At 55.7% G+C, this 21708-nt stretch carries 16 protein-coding genes and 4 tRNA genes; 11 read left to right on the top strand and 9 right to left on the bottom strand.

Annotated features, from left to right (window positions below):
- The first annotated feature begins 20 nt into the window (after positions 1 to 20).
- From OTG14_RS10630 to OTG14_RS10640, 3 genes are all read left to right on the top strand, one after another.
- Positions 21 to 2210, top strand: a complete 2190-nt coding sequence (locus tag OTG14_RS10630) for a TonB-dependent siderophore receptor (protein ID WP_061714827.1) — start codon at positions 21 to 23, stop codon at positions 2208 to 2210.
- A 164-nt stretch (positions 2211 to 2374) separates the two neighbouring features.
- Positions 2375 to 2450, top strand: a tRNA-Asn gene (locus OTG14_RS10635).
- Between the two features lie 288 nt (positions 2451 to 2738).
- The gene (locus tag OTG14_RS10640) at positions 2739 to 6344 is read left to right on the top strand and encodes an AAA domain-containing protein (protein ID WP_267215039.1); all 3606 of its coding nucleotides are present in this window, start codon (positions 2739 to 2741) and stop codon (positions 6342 to 6344) included.
- Positions 6345 to 6465: 121 nt separating this feature from the next.
- Here OTG14_RS10640 and OTG14_RS10645 read toward each other — a convergent pair whose 3' ends face one another.
- On the bottom strand, positions 6466 to 7425 hold the full coding sequence (locus OTG14_RS10645) for a quinone oxidoreductase family protein (RefSeq protein WP_267215040.1): 960 nt from the start codon (positions 7423 to 7425) through the stop codon (positions 6466 to 6468).
- On the bottom strand, positions 7425 to 7841 hold the full coding sequence (locus tag OTG14_RS10650) for a RidA family protein (protein WP_267215041.1): 417 nt from the start codon (positions 7839 to 7841) through the stop codon (positions 7425 to 7427). Before OTG14_RS10650 ends, OTG14_RS10645 begins: the two co-directional genes overlap by 1 nt.
- 141 nt (positions 7842 to 7982) lie before the next feature.
- On the opposite strand from OTG14_RS10650, the gene OTG14_RS10655 reads away from it, so the two are divergent.
- On the top strand, positions 7983 to 8921 hold the full coding sequence (locus tag OTG14_RS10655; RefSeq protein WP_061714824.1) for a LysR family transcriptional regulator: 939 nt from the start codon (positions 7983 to 7985) through the stop codon (positions 8919 to 8921).
- An 8-nt stretch (positions 8922 to 8929) separates the two neighbouring features.
- Here OTG14_RS10655 and gcvA read toward each other — a convergent pair whose 3' ends face one another.
- A complete protein-coding gene (gene gcvA / locus OTG14_RS10660; RefSeq protein WP_267215042.1) occupies positions 8930 to 9841 on the bottom strand; it encodes a transcriptional regulator GcvA in 912 nt (303 codons plus the stop codon).
- A 170-nt stretch (positions 9842 to 10011) separates the two neighbouring features.
- Here gcvA and OTG14_RS10665 point away from each other — a divergent pair, with 170 nt between their 5' ends.
- Positions 10012 to 10620 carry a glutathione S-transferase family protein gene (locus OTG14_RS10665; RefSeq protein WP_267215043.1) on the top strand — a complete coding sequence of 203 codons (609 nt, stop codon included), beginning with the start codon at positions 10012 to 10014 and terminating at the stop codon, positions 10618 to 10620.
- Positions 10621 to 10662: 42 nt separating this feature from the next.
- Here the strand turns inward: OTG14_RS10665 and cbl are convergent, their stop codons facing one another.
- Positions 10663 to 11613: an HTH-type transcriptional regulator Cbl gene (cbl, locus tag OTG14_RS10670; RefSeq protein WP_023336219.1), complete on the bottom strand. Its 951-nt coding sequence runs from the start codon at positions 11611 to 11613 to the stop codon at positions 10663 to 10665.
- A 96-nt stretch (positions 11614 to 11709) separates the two neighbouring features.
- On the bottom strand, positions 11710 to 12627 hold the full coding sequence (gene nac, locus OTG14_RS10675; protein WP_024908060.1) for a nitrogen assimilation transcriptional regulator NAC: 918 nt from the start codon (positions 12625 to 12627) through the stop codon (positions 11710 to 11712).
- A 320-nt stretch (positions 12628 to 12947) separates the two neighbouring features.
- Between nac and OTG14_RS10680 the strand changes: the two genes are divergently transcribed.
- Positions 12948 to 13023 (top strand) — tRNA-Asn (locus tag OTG14_RS10680).
- A gap of 133 nt (positions 13024 to 13156) precedes the next feature.
- On the opposite strand, the gene ldtA is transcribed toward OTG14_RS10680, so the two are convergent.
- Positions 13157 to 14056: a L,D-transpeptidase gene (gene ldtA, locus OTG14_RS10685; protein ID WP_267215044.1), complete on the bottom strand. Its 900-nt coding sequence runs from the start codon at positions 14054 to 14056 to the stop codon at positions 13157 to 13159.
- 191 nt (positions 14057 to 14247) lie between these two features.
- Between ldtA and shiA the strand changes: the two genes are divergently transcribed.
- The 3 genes from shiA to OTG14_RS10700 all read left to right on the top strand — a co-directional run bounded on the left by shiA (position 14248) and on the right by OTG14_RS10700 (position 18874).
- Positions 14248 to 15561, top strand: coding sequence for a shikimate transporter (gene shiA, locus OTG14_RS10690; protein ID WP_267215045.1), 1314 nt, complete (start codon positions 14248 to 14250; stop codon positions 15559 to 15561).
- A 73-nt stretch (positions 15562 to 15634) separates the two neighbouring features.
- Positions 15635 to 17089 carry an AMP nucleosidase gene (locus tag OTG14_RS10695; protein WP_045908120.1) on the top strand — a complete coding sequence of 485 codons (1455 nt, stop codon included), beginning with the start codon at positions 15635 to 15637 and terminating at the stop codon, positions 17087 to 17089.
- A gap of 18 nt (positions 17090 to 17107) precedes the next feature.
- Positions 17108 to 18874, top strand: a complete 1767-nt coding sequence (locus OTG14_RS10700; protein ID WP_267215046.1) for an aminopeptidase P family protein — start codon at positions 17108 to 17110, stop codon at positions 18872 to 18874.
- A 142-nt stretch (positions 18875 to 19016) separates the two neighbouring features.
- On the opposite strand, the gene OTG14_RS10705 is transcribed toward OTG14_RS10700, so the two are convergent.
- Positions 19017 to 19092: transfer RNA gene (locus tag OTG14_RS10705), tRNA-Asn, on the bottom strand.
- 103 nt (positions 19093 to 19195) lie between these two features.
- Positions 19196 to 20650 carry a multidrug efflux MATE transporter EmmdR gene (gene emmdR / locus OTG14_RS10710; protein WP_139210916.1) on the bottom strand — a complete coding sequence of 485 codons (1455 nt, stop codon included), beginning with the start codon at positions 20648 to 20650 and terminating at the stop codon, positions 19196 to 19198.
- 161 nt (positions 20651 to 20811) lie between these two features.
- Here emmdR and OTG14_RS10715 point away from each other — a divergent pair.
- Together OTG14_RS10715 and OTG14_RS10720 are read left to right on the top strand one after the other, a co-directional pair.
- Positions 20812 to 20887, top strand: a tRNA-Asn gene (locus OTG14_RS10715).
- Positions 20888 to 20940: 53 nt separating this feature from the next.
- Positions 20941 to 21276 (top strand): gamma-glutamylcyclotransferase family protein, encoded by a 336-nt coding sequence (locus OTG14_RS10720; protein ID WP_267215047.1) that lies wholly within the window; start codon positions 20941 to 20943, stop codon positions 21274 to 21276.
- A 47-nt stretch (positions 21277 to 21323) separates the two neighbouring features.
- Here the strand turns inward: OTG14_RS10720 and OTG14_RS10725 are convergent, their stop codons facing one another.
- A complete protein-coding gene (locus OTG14_RS10725) occupies positions 21324 to 21659 on the bottom strand; it encodes a DUF496 family protein (protein WP_008499467.1) in 336 nt (111 codons plus the stop codon).
- Positions 21660 to 21708: the final 49 nt, after the last annotated feature.

Below are 21708 nucleotides of genomic sequence, written 5' to 3' on the forward strand. Positions count from 1 at the left end.
CAATCAGGGTCAATATAACAATGAAACGTTCTCATCTTTGGGTTTTAAATCCTTGTTTGCTTGCAATGCTTTCTACCTCTGCGTGGGCGGAAGAACAAAAGGAAGAAAATATCGTGGTCTCCGCCAGCCGCGCGCACCGCAGCGTGGCGGAGATGGCGCAGACTACCTGGGTCATTGAGCGGGCTGAAATTGAGCAGCAGGTTCAGGGCGGGAAAGAGATTAAAGAAGTGCTGGCGCAGCTGATCCCGGGCATGGACGTCAGCAGCCAGGGACGTACCAACTACGGCATGAACCTGCGCGGCCGCTCCATGATGGTGATGGTGGACGGCGTGCGCCTGAACTCGTCCCGCAGCGACAGCCGCCAGCTCGACTCTATCGATCCGTTCAACATTGACCGTATCGAAGTCATCTCCGGTGCCACCTCACTCTACGGCGGCGGCAGCACCGGCGGCCTGGTGAACATCGTCACCAAAAAGGGCCAGCCTGAGACCGAAGTCGAGTTCCAGACGGGTGCTAAAAGCGGGTTCAACAGCCACAACGACCATGATGAGAACGTGTCGGCAGCGGTCAGCGGTGGCAACGATAACGCTTCCGGTCGTCTGTCGGTGTCGTATCAGCGCTACGGCGGCTGGTATGACGGCAACGGCGACGAGGTGATCATTGATAACACCCAGACCGGCCTCCAGTATTCCGACCGTATCGATGTGATGGGCACAGGCACCATCAACATTGACGATCATCAGCAGCTGCAGCTGACGACGCAGTACTACAAGAGCGAGTCCGACGGCAAGCATGGGCTGTATCTCGGGAAAAACTTCTCGGCGGTAACGGGGGATGCGACCGCCTACAACAAAGGTAACCTCGATTCTGACCGCGTGCCGGGTACCGAGCGCCATCTGATCAACCTGCAATACTCCAATACCGACTTCTGGGGCCAGGATCTGGTCGCGCAGATTTACTATCGCGACGAGAGCCTGACCTACTATCCGTTCCCGACCCTGACCAAAGGCGTGGTGAGCAGCATCGGCGCGTCGCAGCAGAAAACCGATTTCTACGGCGGCAAGCTGACGCTGAACAGCAAGCCGGTGGACGATTTAACGCTGACCTGGGGTATGGATGCCGACCACGAAACCTTCGACGCCAACCAGCAGTTCTTTAACCTGAGCAAAGCCGCGGCGAGCGGCGGCATGGAGCTGGATAACGCCTACAACGTGGGCCGCTACCCGGGCTACAGCATCACCAACCTCGCCCCGTTCCTGCAGGCCAGCTACGATATTGACGCCATCACCCTGAGCGGCGGCGTGCGCTACCAGTACACCGAGAACAAGGTAGACGATTTTGTCGGCTACACCCAGCAGCAGGCCATCGCCACCGGGAAAGCCACCTCCGCCGACGCGGTGCCGGGTGGGAAAACCGATTACAACAACTTCCTGTTTAACGCCGGGATCCTTGGTCGCCTGACCGAACAGCAGCAGGTATGGTTTAACTTCTCCCAGGGCTTCGAAATTCCGGACCTGGCGAAGTACTACGGCTCTGGCACCTATCAGCTCAGCAACGGTCACTATCGCCTGCTGAACAGCGTCAACGTGAACGACTCGAAGCTGGACGGTATCAAGGTCAACGCTTATGAGCTGGGCTGGCGCTACACCGGGGATAACCTGCGCACGCAGGTTGCGGCGTATTACTCGCTCTCGGATAAAACCATCACCATCAACAAGACGGACATGACCATCAATCTGGAAGACGACAAGCGTCGTATCTACGGGGTGGAAGGTCAGGTGGACTATTTCTTCACCGACAGCGACTGGAGCACCGGGGCGAACTTTAACGCCATTAAGTCGGAAACCCGCGAAAACGGGAAATGGGAGAAGCTGACGGTCGACAGCGCCAGCCCGTCGAAAGCCAGCGCGTGGGTCAACTGGGCGCCGGGCGACTGGACCCTGCGCGTGCAGAGCACGCAGACCTTTGACGTGTCAGACTCCGACGGCAAGAAGATCGATGGCTATAACACGGTCGACTTCCTGGGCAGCTACGCCCTGCCGGTGGGTAAAGTCAGCTTCAGCGTGGAAAACCTGCTGGACAAAGACTACACCACCGCCTGGGGCCAGCGCGCGCCGGGGCTGTATAGCCCAACCTACGGTGCACCGGGTCTGTATACCTATAAAGGGCGCGGACGGACGTTTGGTCTGAACTACTCCGTACTGTTCTGATCCTGCGCGCCGCCTGCGGGCGGCGCATTTTGTTGTGTAATTTCAACGCGAATTTGCTATAAAATCAGCGATTTGCTGAAATTGTCGGCAAACGAACGAAAAGTGCGTTTTCACCCTTTGACAAGGCGTACCGAGGTCGCTACTATGCGCCTCGTTCACACGATTCCTCTGTAGTTCAGTCGGTAGAACGGCGGACTGTTAATCCGTATGTCACTGGTTCGAGTCCAGTCAGAGGAGCCAAATTTGAAAAGCCTGCTTTTGAAGCAGGCTTTTTGCTTTTCATTATTCCCATGCTAGCTCAAGATAGCTTCTCGTCAGGCAGGCCCTTCATTTGCAGCACCATAAGAATGCGTTCCAGTTGTTTGAACGCTAATTCCTCTCAGTAAAACTGGAAAACATATTAGCCGCTGTTACTCATATTGTATTTCCATACAAAGATGCCCCCTTTGGTAGGGTTAAAATATCTGCCTCTGTGTTATTCTCTAACCATTAATTTCAGGGAGATACTCAGGTTAAGGCTCTTTTAGCATGATGCAAAACTCGTCTAAAGATATCCTTTCAGCGTGGCATGATTATGTGAAATTCAGTGGCGCAGAAAAGAGTAAAATACCGGCCAGCAAGGTGCATGAGCACCAACAACTCATGCTCGGTATAAATAACTGTGAAGAAAACCAGAGCGGCGTAATACTCCGTGTTACGCCTGAAATGCGCAACCACTGGCGCCAGCGTTTCGTCGAATATGACGAAAAGGGTAGAATTACCCATATTGAGCCTGTTAACCTGCTTTTTCCGGTACTGCGCTGTATCGAAAACGAGCGAGGTAAGGCCAATGTAAAATACCTTCCGCTGTTCTCTTTCCCCCTCCCCAAATCATTTTTTGAACAGAACGAAAACACCCTGCTAGTTCCCGTCAAAGATGGACAACTTGTTAGCGCATTCCCCTTCGCTTTTCGCGAAATGTTTGGTATTCAGCTGGATGAGCTCGGTGAAAACCGTCATATGATGAGTATCGTTAGCGCGCTCACGGGATGTAAATATGACACGTTCCTTGAGGCGTTTAAGGCTCTTCAGAAATGGGTCACTCAGCAATCAAACAGTAAATATCAGGGGCTGGAAACTGCGTTTAATGCCCTGGTGGCTCCGCTGCATAATGAGGATTACAACCTCAAGCGTGATGCGGAAGATTTCACCTGGCTGTGTAATAACGCAGTTGGTGATTTCCCGTTACTGGAGCAGTATCTCAGCCATATCCATAGTGACGAGAAGGCCCCACATATTCACGAAGTGGTGACTGGCGGTTTGTTTGAAACACAATATCCTCTGGGCCATGGGCAGATGGCGGCAATACAGGCGATTAATCAGGATGAGCGCCTGGTTGCTGTACAAGGCGCGCCTGGTACGGGTAAAACCACGCTATTCAAGTCACTCATCGCACAACAACTGGTTGCCAGAGCACTGGCGATTGCTGATGGAAAGGACCAGAATTTCGGCATGCTGGTCACGTCCACGGCAATAAAAGCGGTGGAGAATATCATTGACGATCTGCGCAGTGACCCTGCAACTGAGGATCTAGACTGGTTATGGTTTCATAGCGGCTCGAACGAACAGGTTCAGCATGAGCTTACCCGGCTTGAGAAACTGATTGGTCGTTGGCGACAGGAAAGCTATGACCAACAGCAGCAGCACGATTTTTTAGCGGTTTTACTCAAGCATCGTGACGAGATGAACGCTTGTTACCGGGCGTATCTGAATGAAAAGGCAGTAGCGATACAATCTGTTGTGGATTGTGGTCTGGACACCCAACTAGCAAAAGAGCTACCAGCTCGTTTCATGGAAAAAATTCCCTCGCTCGCCGCTCATGCACAGGTACTCGGAATTGATGTTTCGCTTCATCGCCCCGACGACCTGGATACCTTAGCCTGTCAGTTAGAACAGCGCCTGCAGGAAATTAGGGAGATAAAAACGCAGCGTCTACAGGCCAGCAGAATTTACCAGACGTTGCAGGCGACATGGCCGCAGCAGCATAGTCTGGAGCAGATACTTAGCTGGATGGATTCACCGCTACGCCCAGCCCTGGAGCTGCATTACCGCGACTACCCGCGTAAAGGGATAAAGCGTTATCTGGCTCGTTTTTTCGAGAGGAAATATCCAGCAAGGTTGCAACAGATGAGCCTGGCTGCACCGGAGGACTTTCTCAAATTCAGTCTTTCTTCCCTTCCCCATCGTCAGCTGGCTGCTCTGGCTGATGCTGGGGAAATGCTTTCACAGCAGTTAGATAGCCTGGCGCTACTGGCGCTGCTCCTGCATGCGGAACCCGAAGCTCAACAGGAAGTTGACCTGCTGACTCTTAATACTGAAGTAGAAGAATTGCAGGCACAATGGCGTCAGGTCATCCGGGCGCAACAGCTAACGGCACAGTATCAACAGCGTTATCCGGAAGGTAACTGGTGCGACATTTTGCGTAAACGCTTTATCAGGCAACACCGGGAAATGTTCGAAGCCGCTATCGGTTATCTCTGGCAGGAACAACTGAAACGGAAAATTGAGCTTGAAGAGGTGCTGACCCACTGGCGGGCCCTGATGAGTAAGCGTCGCAGTGCGGGCTACTATCGCTGGCTGGATAAGCTAGATGATTTCTATCGCGCACTGTCTCTTGTATATCCAGTAATGGCGACCACGCTGGTTTCCGCGTGGAAGGTTGCTGGTTATCGTAAGCTCGATGAACTCAAGGGGCATAAACCATGGCACCTGGCACTGTGCGACGAAGCGGGCATGATTTCGCTTGAATCCCTCGTGCCCCTTTTGAGTCGCAGTGAGAAAGCGATGATTGTTGGCGATCCTCTGCAAATTGAACCCATTAGAAACCTGTCAGAAAACATGCAAACACAGTTGCGTGAGCGTCATTTCGCCAGCAACAATACGTTGTATGAGCGTGTTTCACCTGCAAGCGTCACGGGCTGGCACCGTGCTGCTGGTACGCTTTCCGGCAAGGTAGACGATACGGGTAATGGCATCATTCTCGATGAGCATCGCCGGTGCCAGCAAGCTATTGCCGACCTTTTCATCCGACTGGCGAACTACCATGGCGTCAGCGTGGAAACTGCCCCCCCTTCCAGCCGTATTGCCAGCGCGTTTGAGAAATCAGGCGGGCATCATTTGATGTTCTACAGCGTAGAAGGCCAGAAAGGCGATACGGTTAACACTAATCTGGATGAAGTTGATGCTATCGAGCTATTGCTGGATAAGCTGGAAGAAGCTGGTTACGATCTGACTGCCGATGTTGGCATCGTCACTCCCTATAGCAATCAGAAGTCATTGTTGATTAAACGTCTTGCGCAACGAATGAATCACTGGCAGAAAAACTGCATTGGTACAGTGCATCAGTTTCAGGGCGTAGGCTTTGAGGTCATCATTTATAGTCCGGTTATTTTTCATCCTCTTGATAATCCGAATTTTCAAAACGACGCACCAAACATGCTGAATGTCGCGGTTTCACGCGCAAAGCAGCAATTTATCGTCGTAGGTAACCATCATCGATTGCGGCAAGCAGGTGGATACCTGAAAGTCCTTGCAGATAGCGTTGCCGAAAGCTTCCTGCTTGAACAGGGTAGCCAGCATCCGAATTTTGCCAGTCTAAGCCAGACTCCCCGTCTACAGCGTTATTATCGCGACTGCGAACATATTGCCGCATTTAGCGCTCTGGCCAGCCAGTGTGAACAGGAGCTGGTTATCATCGCTCCGTGGATCCGTCGAGGAGGTAAGAATTATCAGAGGCCGGAGCTGGCGCAGTTGGTAGCCACGCAGCGGCGTGGTGTCAGGGTTAAAGTTTATTACGGCTACTATCACCAGTGCGTGGATCGTGCGGAAGATAATGATGAGACTCTGGTTGCCGAGTACCGCGAACAACTAGGAAAAGAGAATATTATCCGGTTGACGGAAGGGACACATGAAAAGGTAATGATGATCGATGGCCGCTACATTGTTCTCGGGAGTTGGAACTGGCTATCTCATGGTTATCACCATAGCTGCGAGCGCAGTAAACAGTTCACTAATGCGATTCGTCATGAGATCAGTGCAGAGCTGGATGATGCATCGCTGGTGAGGGAGCTTAGGGAGAGGTTGCGGCTGGAATAACAGACTCATTGAATGCTCCCAGTCTGATGAGACAAATTTGAAAAGCCTGCTTTTGAAGCAGGCTTTTTTATTTTTCTCCTCCACATCAAAAGAATTACGAAGTCATGATGAGGTCCCCCGTTCATGGCTTCATAACGATACGACCAAGCGGTTTCGCTGTCTCAGCGTATTCATGGGCCGCGGCGGCGTTAGCCAGGGGGAAGACACGGTCAATGACAACCCTGATGTGCCCTGCAGCCACAGCCTGCAACATGTCGTCCACGCTTGTCCGAACGCCAGGCCTTTCAAAAAGTGGCCCCATAAATACCCCCATGAGGGTCTGGTTAGACTGCATTGGCGGCCACAGGTCGACGGTCAGGCTGCCACCGCCCGCATTACCGACGAAGACGAGACGTCCTTCCGGAGCGAGTGCAGAAAGCGAAGCTGGCAACGTCGTCCCTACCGGATCGATGACGAGGTCAACCCCGGCGCCATGGGTGTACTCTCGTACACTGTCCACGACGTCATGCTGTGCACGATCCACGACATGATCGGCACCAAGTTCCAGCAGCCGGTTTATTCGCTGCGTTCCGCTTGCCACGGCGATGACCGTCGCGCCTGCCTGTGAGGCAAGCTGAACGGCCGCGAGCCCCACGCCCCCCGCTGCTGCCTGAATCAGGACGGTTTCTCCGTGCCGGAGCATGCCTCGTATGAACAGGCAATGATGTGCGGTTCCAAAAGAGATCGGTACCACCGCCGCTTCTGCTGCATCCACCCTGTCCGGTATAAGCCAGGTACGTTCCGCGAGCACGGCCCAACTTTCCGCATGCGATCCCTGCATGCTAAAAGCAGCCACTCTGTCTCCAACCTTACGGCTACGGACTTTCGATCCGACGGCAACCACTGTGCCCGCGGCCGCGTAGCCGACGACCCATGAAGGGCCAGGCGGCGGAGTTGAGCGGCGGTTGATCAAATCTCCCCCTTCAATCGAGATAGCCTCGACAGAAATCAGGACATCGTCAGGCCCTGCGACCGGATCCGGGACATCGATATATCGCAGGACGCCGGGAGCGCCTTCCACGTCATAAACCGCTGCTTTCATCAATTTACCTCTGTCTTATCATGACTCGTGGGCAGCCGGGCAATCACCTTAATCTCAAACTGGAATCCGTACAGCCACGTCACGCCGATCCCCGTCAACGTCGGGTAAGGCGCTTCCCCCCAATATTCTGGCAGGATACTCCAGATAGCGTCGAGGTTTGACTCGGGATCGACGACAAAGAGGGTCACGTCAACCACGTCACTGAACGTGCAGCCCGCAGCCGTGAGCACAGCATTAAGGTTATCGAATGCCAGCCGGACCTGCGCATTGAGATCCTCTTCAGGCGAACCATCCTCCCGGCTACCCACCTGCCCCGAAACAAACAGGAAGCCGTTAGATTTGATGGCGGGTGAATACCGATTGCGCTCATAGAGCGCCTGGCGTCCGAAGGGAAAAACGGCTTCGCGTGTTGTCATGTTTGTACCTTTGCAATAAGGCGAAATCTGCCCGGTGAATATAAAGACACTTTACAGGCGCCACATCGGACGGATAAACAAGCGACTTTGTCCATCATTGTTTGTAATATCCAAACAATCGGTGAAAAGAGAGGACAAGGGATGGATCGTTTCGATGCGATGCGCGCCTTTGCTCGCGTGGTGGAAGCAGGCAGTTTCACAAAGGCTGCCCAAACGCTTCATATGAGCAAAACCACGGTGACGCAGCTTATTCAGCAGCTGGAAGCGCGCCTGCGCGTCAGGCTGCTCCATCGCACTACCCGCAGGCTCGGTGTGACTCCTGATGGCGCGGTCTACTACGAGCGCGTAATCCGTCTGCTGGCGGACATGGAGGATGCTGAAAACAGCCTCTCCAGTGCGACGATGACCCCCAGGGGACGCCTGCGGATAGATGTGCCCACTCCGCTCGCTCGCCTGTTGCTGGTGCCCGCGCTACCGGCTTTTCATGCACGCTACCCTGATATCCAGTTCGACATGGGCGTGAGCGACCGGGTGGTGGATCTGATCGGCGACAATGTGGATTGCGTCCTGCGCGGTGGCGAAATCAACGACCAGTCCCTGATCGCACGCCATGTCGGCGATTTGCAAATCGGTGTTTACGTCGCCCCGAGTTATGTGGAACGCCTCGGCGCCCCTGCGCACCCGCAAGAGCTGGAAAACACCAACCATCGCATAGTGGGATTCTTGTCCTCACGCACCGGTAAGGTTGATCCTCTGGTACTGCGCAGTGAGAGTGAACATATTGAAATCACTGGCAGCTATGTGCTTGCCGTGGATGATGGCAATGCTTACCTCGAAGCTGGATTAGCCGGGCTAGGCGTGATTGCGCTACCCGCCTATATGGCGGCAGCACATCAGGCTTGTGGCTCCTTGATTCCGCTATTTGAACAATGGCGGATTAAGCCAATGCCCCTGTACCTGGCGTTTCCGCCGAACCGCCATGTCAACGCCAGACAGCGCGTTTTTATTGATTGGATCGTTGAATTGATGCAGCAGCATGTCCCTATTTCCAATAATAAGTCACTCCCTCCCAGCCCCTGATTCGCTCATTAGGGTTGGTTACTTTCCACAGCACTCACCGCTCGCCGCCAGGCCGCCACTTCCTCCTCCAGCCATGCCTTAAAGAGTGTCACCTCCGGCTTCACCTCCGTAGACTGCGCCGTTACCAACCAGTAAGGCCAGGGATATGGTGCGGTGATGGAGGTTAGCTGGACCAGTTCACCTCGGGTGATGGCATCCTGAACCAGAGAGCGACGCTCCAGCGCGATACCTTTCCCGAGTCGAACGGCTTCGATAATGATATTGGAGTCGTTAACGCATAAACCGTCAGGCACGATCTCTTTCTCAAGACCCGCATTCATGCACCACGTTTTCCACGACTCCATAGAGAAAATAATATGACTCTTTGCAATCTCCGCTGGCGTAGCGGGCAGCACGCCCCCGTTAAAGCCCGGTGCGGCCACCACAATAAGCTCATCGGAAAAAAGGTAATGGCTTTCACTCCCTTCCCAGTTCCCCTGCCCCATCCGTATCGCGATGTCTATCCCTTCCTGCTGCAGGCTGGTGACCGTCAGGCTGGCCTGGATCCGCAGGGTGATAAGCGGATATTTCGCCCGAAAACGAGCCAGACGCGGTAATAACCAGTGGCATCCAAATGACGGCACCATCGCCAGCGTCAGCTCCTGCTTTCTCGGCTTCACCTGTACGAGTCGGGTGGCATCCGCAATATGGTTCAACGCCTCGCGTACCTGTAAGGCATAGAGCCGCCCTTCTTCGTTGATCTGCACTCCTCGCCCCTGACGGATAAAGAGCTTAACGCCCACCATCTCCTCCAGCGTTTTGATCTGCTGGCTGATAGCGGAATGGGTAACGTGGAGTTCTTTCGCCGCCAGCGTCACGCTGCCGAGACGGGCGACGGCTTCAAAGCTTCGCAAACTGGCAATGGGTGGAAAATCCGACATGAAAGCACTTCCTTATCTGCGCTGGATATACAGCGGCAACCTGACCATATGTCAGTAATACTAACCCTTACGGTAAGATACTGAAGATATTCGCTATGCAAATTGTATTGTAATGTCTGGTCATCCTCTTCAATGACGCGTTATTTCACAGAGACAGGAAAACGGGAACGATGATTAAGCTTGTTGGCATGATGGATTCACCTTATGTACGGCGCGTGGCGATCTCCCTTGAGCTTTATGGCGTTGAGTTTGAAAGCCAGCCGCTGTCAGTCTTTAGCACCTTCGACGCGTTCTCCCGGATCAACCCCGCGGTAAAAGCCCCGACGCTGGTTCTGGATAACGGAATACGGCTGATGGACTCCTCGCTGATACTGAATTATTTTGAGGCTCAGGCTGCCCCCGAGCGGAAACTCCTGCCCGTCGCGCCGGATGCGCTGACAAAGGATCTTCAGACGCTGGGCTTTATCCTCGCCGCCGCTGAAAAAGCGGTGCAAAATGTGTATGAACACAACCAGCGTCCGGCGGAAAAGCAGCACGCTTTATGGGTCGAACGCATTACAATTCAGCTGCTGGCGGCCTGCAGGGTATGGAATGCCTTACTGGAGACACGTCCGGCGACTGCAACTCCCGATCAGGTTGCCGTCACGAGCACGGTTGTCTGGACGTTTATTCAGTCGATGATCCCGCACGTCGTTAACGCAGCGGATTTTAGAGAGATTCAGGCGTTTGCCGAATCATTCGAATCACAGGCGGTCTTCAGAAAATACCCTTTCAGCTAAGTGATGAGCCCGGTAAGCACTCGCCACCGGGCAAGCCAACACTTAAATCTGATAATCAATCGCCACTTCTTCCGGCTCCATCACCTGGCGTTTAATCTCATCCACCGACAGCCCGGCATTGCACAGCTCGATAAAGCGCCACACATAGTTGCGCTGCAGCTGCCCGCGCTTCAGGCCAAGCCATACGGTATTGGCGTCAAATAAATGACGCGTATCAAGACGCACCAGGTTCCCGTCCTCGCGTTCTCCGCTGGACTGTTCCGCCACCAGGCCAATGCCCAGACCCAGCTCGACGTAGGTTTTAATCACATCAGAATCCTGCGCGCTCAGCACCACGTCCGGCGTTAGCCCTTTGCGGTTGAAGGCCTCGTCTATGCGCGAACGTCCGGTTATGCCCTGGCGGTATGTGATCAACGGCCATTTGGCAACGTCTTCCAGCGTCAGGGGAGAGACCTGATTCAGCGGATGATCGACCGGAAGTAATAAGCTGTGGTACCAGCGGAACCAGGGGAACGCCACCAGCAGCGGGTCGTTGCTCAGGCGTTCGCTGGCGATGCCAATATCCGCCCCACCGTTTTGCAGCAGCACTTCGATTTCCTGCGGTGTGCCCTGGATGAGCTCCAGACGGACGTCAGGGAAAAGTTCGCGGAACGCTTTGATCACCGGCGGCAGGCTGTAGCGCGCCTGGGTGTGGGTGGTGGCGATGGTGAGTACGCCTGAGGCGTCATTGGTGAAGAGATCCGCCAGACGACGCACGTTGCTGGCCTCGTTGAGGATCCGCTCTGCAATGGTGAGCAAAGCCTTACCCGGCTCCGTCATGCCGAGCAGCCGCTTGCCGCGACGGATAAAGATCTCTATACCCAGTTCCTCTTCCAGCTCGCGGATATGGCGGCTGACGCCGGACTGAGAGGTATAAAGCATATTGGCGACCTCGGTCAGGTTGTAGTCCCGCCTGGCCGCCTCACGGATAATTTTAAGTTGCTGGAAATTCACGATTCACTCCGGCGCATCTGACATAGCTCTATTGTTAGAGTCAGCCGAGCTGCAGAACAAATAATAAAAACCAGCATCTTATGCTTTTATGGAATATCAGCTCACGAGCTGGAGTTCACGGTTCTCAAGCGATGGCTTGCTGACCAGCGACATCAAAATCTCTTTTACCGCCTGCGCCTGTGGCGACAGCGAACCGCGTGCGGACATGTTCAGCGATAGCGGCAGGCTCATCGAAGGCGTGGTGATCCGCGCCATCCAGCCGTTTGCCGCACTGCACAGCGAGCGGGCTGCGGATTCCGGCAGAACGGTCACCCCCATGCCGCTGGCAATAGCTGCGGTCAGCGTGGAGATCGAGTCGATTTCGCCGATGATTTTGGCCGTCAGGCGGCGCAGGGAGAACGCTTCGTCCACGCGCACGCGCACGGCGCTGTAGTCGCGCGGCAGATAGAGGTTCATCTCTGCCACGGCGGCAAGGTCGACGCTCTGGCCCGGGCAGTCGCGGGTGCCCACGAGGTAGAGATCTTCTTTCAGCAGCGGCTGGCTGGTGATGCCGGCGACCGGGGAGCGATCGTAAAGGACCGCCATATCCAGCTGGCCGCTGAGCAGTTTGTCATTCAGTACGGAACCGCTGTTTTCATGCAGGTATACCAGCACTTCAGGCAGCTCAGCGCGAACGGCCTGCAGCAACGGCATGGTAATTGAGGACGCGGCCGTTCCCGGCGCCAGGCCGATAGAAACGTGCCCGCTCAGGGTCTGACCCACGTTATTCACCGCCAGCTGCGCCTGTTCACACTGGCGAAGAATGGTGCGCGCATGGGTATAGAGGATCTTACCGGCTTCCGTTGGCGTGACGCCGCGTTTGGTGCGGATCAACAATTGCTGATCCATCTCGCCTTCCAGAGTAGCCACCTGCTGGCTCAGCGCAGGCTGCGCGATATGCAGCACTTCTGCCGCTTGAGTCAGGCTGCCGATATCGACGATTTTTACGAAGTATTTCAGTCGTCTTAAGTTCATTTTGCCCCCTGTTCGAAATGCTGTGCCGGAACCGGCTGTCGTTGTTGAACAGGTTTTGCAATATGAATGCCACTTTTACCAGACGGTCTGAATTGGGCGCTAAGCGCCTGAAAATAAGGAAACCTAATCATGGAGGGGGGTTTTATTACCGAAACAGCAGTTTATGATCTGCCCCATTAGAGGTATACCCGCACCAAAGCGGTGCATTCCGCTGCCAAAAACATCACTTTGCCGATTTTGTCAGCAAACGATCGAAAGGCGGCGATCCACCCTTTGACAAGGTGAACGCAGGTCGATAATATGCGCCCCGTTCACACGATTCCTCTGTAGTTCAGTCGGTAGAACGGCGGACTGTTAATCCGTATGTCACTGGTTCGAGTCCAGTCAGAGGAGCCAAATTAAAAAAGCCTGCTTTTAAAGCAGGCTTTTTGCTTTTCTGCACAAGGTAAATGCAAAACGGCAACCTTGTTGCCGTTTTTAGTGTGTGCACCCTCTCCCGTGGGAGAGGGCACCAGCCCGCACAATCCCCTTACATGCCTACCTTAACCGGCATCCCTGACCGCCGTTCCAGTTCGGCTCCCGCCCCCTCGTTTATCAACTGCGTCCGCTGCGCGGCTGACATTGGCAGAGGCACTTTCCGGGTCGATTCAAACTCCGCGCGGTTACGTGATAATGGCTCGTGAACTTCCACCCAGCGGCTGCCGTCCGGCTCCGTGGTGACTTTAACGGGCCGATCGATAAGCTGCACGCGGGTTCCGACGGGAACATGATCGAAAAGGTATTTGATGTCGTTATTACGCAGGCGAATACAGCCCTGGCTCACCCGCAGCCCGATGCCAAAATTCGAGTTTGTGCCGTGAATGGCATAGAGCCTGCCGATATAAATGGCATACAGCCCCATCGGGTTATCCGGCCCGGCGGGCACGAATGCCGGGAGCGTTTTCCCTTCTGCCGCATAGGCACGGCGCGTATTCGGCGTCGGAGACCAGGTTGGCCCCACCTGCTTACGCTCAACGGCCGTCACCCAGTTACGCGGGGTTTCGCGCCCGGCCTGGCCGATGCCAATGGGCAGCACTTCAACGGTATTGCTGCCGGATGGATAATAGTAGAGGCGCATTTCCGCCACGTTAACGACAATCCCCTCGCGAACGGTGTCGGGCAAAATGAGCTGCTGGGGGATCACCAGCCGGGTACCGGATTTGGGTAAAAAAGGATCCACCCCCGGGTTCGCTTCCAGCATATTGCTTAGCCCCTGCCCGTATTTCGCGGCAAAGGCCTCAAGCGGTAATGTATTATGATCCGGCACGATAATGACCTGCGAACTCCCTACCAGACGGCTGCCCGCCGGCGGTAAAGGATAGCTCACCGCCTGCACGCTCTGACTGATAAGTAATGCAGCAAGACAGCCCAACGCCTCTTTACGACACATCTTCCCTTCCTCAGTCGCTTCGCTCTTTATTAAGCATAGCGTAGCCGTTTTGCATTACCCATCAGGAAATAAAATCAGTTTGCACAGGCCCCCTGTCGCGGTAGTCTCATAGATTCCGTTTATATGACGGGCGCAATGTGAGTGACCTTTTCTTATACCAATAATTAAAAATAAGTGCAGACAGGACAACTATGGACTCCACCCTCATCTCCGATCGTCCCAACGAGGAGACCCCTTCGCTCAATCGTGCCCGCCGCGCCGCACTCGGCAGCTTCGCGGGTGCCGTCGTCGACTGGTATGATTTTCTGCTTTACGGCATTACCGCCGCGCTGGTGTTCAACCGCGAGTTTTTTCCCCAGGTCAGCCCCGCGATGGGCACGCTCGCCGCGTTTGCCACCTTCGGCGTCGGCTTTCTGTTTCGCCCGCTGGGCGGGGTGATCTTCGGCCACTTCGGCGACCGTCTTGGCCGCAAGCGCATGCTGATGCTCACCGTCTGGATGATGGGGATCGCCACCGCGCTGATTGGCATACTCCCTTCTTTTTCCGCCATTGGCTGGTGGGCCCCAGTGTTGCTGGTGACATTACGCGCCATTCAGGGCTTCGCCGTGGGTGGCGAATGGGGCGGCGCGGCGCTGTTATCCGTTGAGAGCGCGCCAAAAAATAAGAAAGCGTTTTACAGCAGCGGCGTGCAGGTCGGGTACGGCGTAGGGCTGCTGCTTTCCACAGGGCTGGTATCGTTAATCAGCCAGCTCACCACCGACGAGCAGTTCCTGAGCTGGGGCTGGCGCATTCCGTTCATCTTCAGCATCGTGCTGGTTATCGCCGCACTGTGGATCCGTAACGGAATGGAGGAGTCGGCAGAGTTCGAAAAGCAGCAGGAAAAACCGGCCGTCAAAAAGCGGCTGCCGGTGATGGAAGCCCTGATTCGGCACCCAGGCGCTTTTCTGAAAATTATCGCCCTGCGCCTGTGCGAGCTGCTGACGATGTATATCGTCACCGCCTTTGCCCTGAACTACTCGACGCAGAATCTCGGCCTGCCGCGCGAGCTGTTCCTGAATATCGGCCTGCTGGTCGGCGGGATCAGCTGCCTGACGATACCCTGCTTCGCCTGGCTGGCGGACCGGTTTGGCCGCCGTCGCGTCTACATCACCGGCGCGCTGATTGGGTGCCTCAGCGCCTGGCCATTCTTTATGGCGCTGGAGGCGCAGTCGATCTTCTGGATTGTCTTCTTTGCTATCATGCTCGCGAACATCGCTCACGATATGGTGGTCTGCGTACAGCAGCCGATGTTTACCGAACTGTTCGGCGCCAGCTACCGCTACAGCGGCGCGGGCGTGGGTTACCAGGTCGCAAGCGTGGTCGGCGGCGGGTTTACGCCGTTTATTGCCGCCGCGCTGGTGACCTTCTCGGGCGGCAACTGGCACAGCGTGGCGATTTATCTGCTGGCCGGCTGCCTGCTGTCGGCGGCAACGGCGCTACTGATGAAAGAGACGAGCCACCGCTGATCTCACTTTTGTTTCACAGGCGTGTGACATACTATCGGGTAGAGTCGCACACCTGTGGAACAAGGAGACAGAGATGAATAATAAGGGCTCCAGCCTGACCCCGGCTCAGGCGCTGGAAAAACTCGACGCGCTGTACGAACAGTCCGTCAACGCGCTGCGCAGCGCCATCAGCGAATATATTGAAACAGGGAAACTTCCCGACGAAAAGGCCAGAACCGAGGGCCTTTTTGTTTATCCATCGCTCTCTGTGACCTGGGACGGCAGCGCCAGCACGACACCGAAAACCCGCGCCTACGCCCGTTTTACCCACTCCGGCTGCTACAGTACCACCGTTACCCGCCCGGCACTGTTCCGCCCGTACCTCGAAGAACAACTTACGCTGCTGTATCAGGATTACGGCGCGCACATTCACGTTGAACCCTCGCAGCATGAAATCCCTTATCCGTACGTGATAGACGGCTCGGCGCTAACGCTGGATCGCTCAATGAGCGCGGGGCTGACCCGCCACTTCCCGACGACGGAGCTTTCACAGATTGGCGATGAGACGGCCGATGGGATCTATCACCCGGCAGAATTTTCTCCCCTGTCGCACTTTGATGCCCGCCGGGTCGATTTCTCCCTGGCGCGACTGCGCCACTACACCGGCACGCCCGTCGAACATTTCCAGCCGTTCGTCCTCTTTACCAACTACACCCGCTACGTTGACGAGTTTGTCCGCTGGGGCTGCAGCCAGATCCTCGACCCGGAAAGCCCGTATATCGCGCTGTCCTGCGCGGGCGGGATCTGGATCACTGCGGAGACCGAAGCGCCAGAGCAAGCCATTTCCGACCTTGCGTGGAAAAAGCACCAGATGCCCGCCTGGCACCTGATCACCGCCGACGGTCAGGGCATCACGCTGATTAACATTGGCGTAGGCCCGTCAAATGCCAAGACCATCTGCGACCATCTGGCGGTGCTGCGTCCGGACGTGTGGCTGATGATCGGCCACTGCGGCGGCCTGCGTGAAAGCCAGCTGATTGGCGACTACGTGCTGGCCCACGCCTATCTGCGTGATGACCACGTGCTGGATGCGGTGCTGCCGCCGGATATCCCAATCCCGAGCATCGCCGAAGTGCAGCGTGCGCTGTATGACGCGACCAAAGAGGTCAGCGGCATGCCGGGTGAAGAAGTTAAGCAGCGCCTGCGCACCGGTACGGTCGTCACGACGGATGACCGGAACTGGGAGCTGCGTTACTCCGCCTCCGCGCTGCGGTTCAACCTGAGCCGCGCGGTGGCCATTGATATGGAGAGCGCCACCATCGCCGCACAGGGGTATCGCTTCCGCGTTCCCTACGGCACCCTGCTGTGCGTCTCCGATAAGCCGCTGCACGGCGAAATTAAGCTGCCGGGGCAGGCCAACCGCTTCTATGAGGGGGCTATCTCAGAGCATCTGCAGATTGGTATTCGCGCCATTGACCTGCTGCGGGCGGAAGGTGACAGGCTCCATTCCCGCAAGCTGCGCACCTTCAACGAGCCGCCGTTCCGCTAATAACGATAAGGAAAAACAATGTCCAGCACATCTCCGCTCTCTGCCCTGCGCCACTGGCTCGAGGCCAGCCATCTCGACGGGATGATCGTCCCGCGTGCGGATGCCTGGCAGAGCGAATACTGCGCGCCATACGACGAAAAGCTGGCCTGGCTGACGGGCTTTGACGGTTCGGCCGGCATGGCGCTGGTGCTGAAAAACAAAGCGCTGCTGTTCGTCGACGGGCGCTATCAGGTTCAGGCTCGCGTTCAGGTCAATACGGATGAGGTTGAGATCCACCACCTGCACAACGAGCCGCTGGCAGAATGGCTGGCGGAAAACGTGGAGGCCGGGACGCGCATCGGTTTTGATCCGCTGCTGATGACCAACTCGGAGTTTGAGCAACTGTCTGCCACGCCGTGCGAGCTGGTTCCTCTGAAGGCCTCGCCGTTTGACGCCCTATGGACTGACCGCCCTGCCGCACCGGCGGGGCTTATCCGGGAAATGCCGGTTGAACACAGCGGCGAACGCAGCGCGGACAAACGTCTGCGCGTCGCCGCCGTGCTGGCCGCAAACAATGCTGATTATCTCGCCGTTACGCTGCCGGATAACATTGCCTGGCTGCTGAACGTGCGTGGCGCGGATATCCCTTACAGCCCGGTACCGCTCTCCTTTGCTCTTCTGGGCCGTGACGGTCACGTTGAGTGGTTTGTTAACGACAATAAGCTCAGCGCCCTGCCTGAAGAGGTGCGCAATGCGTTTACCATTGCGCCGCAGGACGCTTTTATCGAACGCTGTCAGCAGATTGCTGCGGGCAAACGGGTGATGATTGATGCCGATTCCGCGCCGGTGGCTCTGCGCTTCGCCATTGAGCCACGGGGAGAAATTGTCTGGCGGACTGACCCCATCACCCTGATAAAGGCCACCAAAAACCCGGTTGAGCTCGCAGGTTATCGCGAGTGTCATCACCAGGACGGTGCCGCCTGGGTCAACTTCCTGGCCTGGCTGAGCCGTGAAGTGCCGCTGCGCGAGGCGGCAGGGAATCCGCTAACAGAGCTGGAGGTTCAGGCGCAGCAGCTTGCGTTCCGTCAACAGCAGCCTGGGTTCATCGAGCAGAGTTTTGCAACCATCTCCGCCTCTTCGAGCAATGCGGCGATGTGTCATTACCATTCGAGCGAGGCCAGCAATAAGCCCATCGGCCATAACCATTTTTACCTGAACGATTCTGGCGGCCAGTATGTGAATGGCACCACCGACGCCACGCGCACGCTGGCATGGGGTAAGGTCGATCCGCAGCAGCGACTGCACTACACCGCCGTGCTGAGAGGCTTCCTGTCGCTGATTACCCTGCAGTTCCCTTCCGGGACTCAGGGGCATCAGCTGGATGCGTTTGCGCGTCGCCCGCTGTGGGAGATGGGGCTGGATTACGATCACGGCACGGGACATGGCGTCGGTCATCAGCTTCTTATCCATGAGAACCCACATCGCATCGCCAAAAAGGTCAACCCGTGGCCGCTGGTGGCGGGCAATATCATGACGATTGAACCGGGCTACTATCTGGGCGACAGCCACGGTATTCGTATTGAAAACCAGGTGGAGATCGTGGAGAGCCGTCCGGGGTTCTGTAGATTTGCCTCGCTGACGCTGATCCCGATCGACTTAAGTCAGGTTGAGCTGCATTTGCTGAGCGAGCAGGAAAAGCAGTGGCTGGATGCGTATCACCAGCAGGTACGCGAGGCGCTGTCACCGCTGGTAAACAGCGATGCGCGTCCGTGGCTGATTGAGGCGACGGCGCCGATTAGTTTGTAATTTCGTGCGGTCTGGTGCCCTCACCCCAACCCTCTCCCACGGGAGAGGGTGCACACACTAAAAACGGCAACAAGGTTGCCGTTTTGCATTTACCTTGCGCAGAAAAGCAAAAAGCCTGCTTTAAAAGCAGGCTTTTCAAATTTGGCTCCTCTGACTGGACTCGAACCAGTGACATACGGATTAACAGTCCGCCGTTCTACCGACTGAACTACAGAGGAATCGTGTGAACGGGGCGCATATTATCGATGCCTCCCCGGGATGTCAAAGGCAGAATGCATATTTCCGATCGTTTGCCGAATTATTCTCCACTTCGCGCAATTGTCAGGCATTTTTTCGCGGATATTTCCACAGCCAGCGCCCGCTGACCATCCGCCAGTAGAACAGCGCGCCCCGCACGGCCCAGTCGAGGAACATCCCCAGCCAGACGCCGACCACTCCCCATCCGAGCATCACCCCGAGCGTATACCCCGCCACGACGCGACATCCCCACATGCCTAGCATCGACACCCACATCGCAAAGCGGGCGTCGCGCGCGCCCTTTAGCCCGGCGGGCAATACCCATGAGGCCGCCCAGATGGGCATAAAGGCCGCATTGAGCCAGATGAGGATCTTAACGACCTCTTTAACGTCGTCTTCGTGGGTATAGAACGAGGCCATCAGCCCGGCAAACGGGGCGGTTCCCCAGGCAATCACGGTCAGTCCAATGGTCGACAGCCAGAAGACGTGCCGCAGCTGTCGCTCCGCCTGGCCTATCTGCCCTTTCCCGAGCCGTTTCCCGGTGATGATGGTTGATGCAGAGCCCAGCGCGTTACCCGGCAGGTTAATCAGTGAGGCAATGGAGAAGGCGATGAAGTTACCGGCAATCACGTCGGTGCCCATGCCGGCGACAAACATCTGCGTCAGCAATTTCCCGCCGTTAAACAACACCGACTCAATGCTTGCAGGAATGCCGATCCCCATCACTTCCCAGATAATGGCGAAATTAAAGGGGCGAAAATAACTTTTCAGCGTCAGACGTAGCGAGGGAGTGATCCCCGCCATCAGCACCCCGATGATGGCAGCCGCACCGATATAGCGTGAAATGGTCAGCCCCAGTCCGGCGCCGACGAAACCCAGCCCGTCCCACGAGAACACACCGTAAATCAGCACGCTGCTGATAATGATATTCAGGATATTCATTCCGCCGTTGATCAGCAGCGGAATTTTGGTGTTGCCCGCCCCGCGCAGCGCACCGCTACCAATCAGCGCAATGGCCGCCGCCGGATAGCTGATGACGGTCATTTCCAGGTAGGTCAGCGCCAGGTCTTTAACCTCATTCGTGGCCTCCCCGGCGACAAAGTCGATAATCTCTTTGCCGAAATAGTGGATCACCGCCGCCAGAACAATTGAAAAAATGGTCATGATCATCAGCGACTGGCGGGCCGCCTCGCGTGCACGTTTGGGGTCCAGCTTGCCGAGGCTAAAGGCCACCACCACCGTCGTCCCAAGGTCAATGGCGGCAAAGAACGAAATCACCACCATGTTAAAGCTGTCCGCCAGCCCCACCCCGGCCATCGCCTCTTTCCCCAGCCAGCTCACCAGGAAGGTACTCAGGACTCCCATCAGCAAAACGCAGGTATTTTCCAGGAAGATAGGCACGGCAAGAGGGGTGATTTCACGCCAGAAGAGAACCCGATAGCTTTTACGTTTTGCATACCATGGCGTGCGCACGATCGCCTGGCGTAAGGAGGCAGTAACGTTCAAAATGGACCTTAGCGAGAAAAGTTGAAACTCCATTTCAAATGATGGGGGAGAAATGCTCATCCTGCAAAGTATTTTCCGGAAAAAGATGTGTGGATTTACAACAAACTGACGACAGAATCAGCAATCAGTCGATTTTCCCTAAGATCAGGTTTGACAAAACTTTTTTCGCCGCTAAGATAAGCCTCCACAACGATTCCTCTGTAGTTCAGTCGGTAGAACGGCGGACTGTTAATCCGTATGTCACTGGTTCGAGTCCAGTCAGAGGAGCCAAATTTAAAAAGCCTGCTTTTAAAGCAGGCTTTTTGCTTTGCGGATGAGGGAAAATGAACGCTCTGTTTGTCTACGGCACGCTGCGCCCGGGCCACTCAAATGCGCATATTCTTGAAAAGATTGGCGGCCAATGGCTGGCCGGTTCCGTATCCGGTACGTTTTACGAACGCGGCTGGGGCGCTGCGGCGGACTTCCCGGGGATCGTGCTCCACCCCGATGGTCCCCGCGTCGAAGGCTATCTGTTTATCTCTGATAGCCTTGCCGCACACTGGCCAATGCTGGATGAGTTTGAAGACGGCTACGATCGGGTTGAGGTCACGGTGACCACCTCTGAAGGCGAGCAGGTTCAAGCCTGGATTTACCAGCTACAGCCGCGTTCTGAACCATAAAAAAAGGCTCTCTGTCACCAGAGAGCCTTTTTCACTATTCGCTGCGATTACTCGCTTTTTGCTTCGCCGTTTTTGATTTCGCCCATCACTTTCAGCTTTTTAGAGATGTCACGACGCTCTTTGGACAGCTCAGCATTTTTGATGATGTAGTCATCAACACGGTCTTCATAGTCGCTCTTCATGCTGGCGATGATGCCCTGAATAGCTTCAACGCTCATGCCTGGCTTGATGTAGTCGCTAAGGTTGTCGAGCAGCAGAACACGTTTCTGGTTGTCACGGATCTTCTTCTCAACGTCCTGGATTTCACGCTGCAGTTTGTTTTTGCGGCGGAACAGGCGGACGAATTCCAGAACATCCTGGAACGAAGGCTTGGTAGTTTCCATTTTTACACCCCTGATAATGTGAGATTCGGATTCGTTAAGGCAACCGTTG

It is taken from the genome of Enterobacter pseudoroggenkampii, assembly GCF_026420145.1.
Taxonomy (GTDB): domain Bacteria; phylum Pseudomonadota; class Gammaproteobacteria; order Enterobacterales; family Enterobacteriaceae; genus Enterobacter; species Enterobacter pseudoroggenkampii.